The sequence below is a fragment of the Polaromonas sp. P1_G4 genome (assembly GCF_056405475.1).
Genome location: NZ_JBFUCA010001027.1, coordinates 1 through 637, shown reverse-complemented (window position 1 = coordinate 637; position 637 = coordinate 1). Strand labels below are relative to the sequence as shown.

Sequence of the window (637 nt, the reverse complement as noted above, 5' to 3'; positions counted from 1 at the left end):
CTATAGCCCCTGTAGAGGCAACAGCTTGCCTTCGGCCGCGGAAGGCGGCGCAATGCGCAGCAGGCGTGACAGCGTGGGCGCGATGTCCACCACTTCCACGCGCGCATCGATGCGGCCGGGCTTTATCCAGGCGGGGCCGTACATCAGGATGGGCACTTGCGTGTCATACGGATGCGGAGAACCGTGGGTGGCGACCGTGTTGCCGAACATCCAGCCGGGCTTGAGTGAATACTGCACGTCGCCCGATACATCGGCGTGCCAGGATTTTCGGATCTGGTCGAAAAATGGCGCACCGGCACGGCTTGCGCTTGCCAGTTCGCGGCGGGTATAGGCCGCAGCAAAGCCGGGCTCTGCCAGCAGCAGGGTGCGGGCTTCTTCTGCCAGGGCATTCGGGTCTGCCTGCTTTTGCGCGATGAGTTTTTTGTCGAACAGCAAGCTGGAGCCGGAGAACCCTGCTGTCCATTTGCCTTCGCCAAAGCGTTTTTCCAGGCCGGTGTTGACGCGCCACAGCACCTGGCTGCTGTTGACGCGACCGGCCTCACGGCCCTGGCTGGCGAGGTAGTCAGGTGACGGCATAAAGCCGTGGTCGGCCGTCAGCATGACGAGGTAGTTGTCTTTGCCGACGCGGGCATCCAGG

The 637-nt window shown here is 63.1% G+C and carries 1 protein-coding gene; it reads right to left on the bottom strand.

The features are described from left to right. Positions 1–637: alkaline phosphatase family protein (locus AC1D1X_RS25175; RefSeq protein ID WP_477699617.1), on the bottom strand; the 637-nt coding region annotated here is incomplete at its 5' end.